Annotated in this window: 1 protein-coding gene; it reads left to right on the forward strand. The window is 47.5% G+C overall.

All coding sequences use genetic code 11. The features are described 5' to 3' along the window. The coding region (locus tag R0K30_RS22485) for a hypothetical protein (protein WP_410613122.1) at window positions 1-249 on the forward strand (249 nt) is incomplete at its 5' end. Window positions 250-259 lie beyond the last annotated feature (10 nt).

Below are 259 nucleotides of genomic sequence, written 5' to 3' on the forward strand. Positions count from 1 at the left end.
GATCAGGCCTGTACAGTTTACGTACAGGATGTTCTGCTTCGCGAGGCTGAACAAATTATTGCTCTTCTTGACCAAGGCGGCCATCTCTATATATGCGGTGACGGAAGCAAAATGGCTCCGGCCGTGGAAAATGTACTGCTTCAGGCGTATGAAAAGGTGCATAACACTGATTCAAAAGTTTCCTTGGAGTGGCTTGAACAGCTGCAGGCGGAAGGAAGATATGCGAAAGATGTTTGGGCAGGTATGTAACAGAAGAGTG

Origin of the sequence: Bacillus sp. SIMBA_154, assembly GCF_046536015.1 — a bacterium.
GTDB classification, from domain to species: domain Bacteria; phylum Bacillota; class Bacilli; order Bacillales; family Bacillaceae; genus Bacillus; species Bacillus pumilus_P.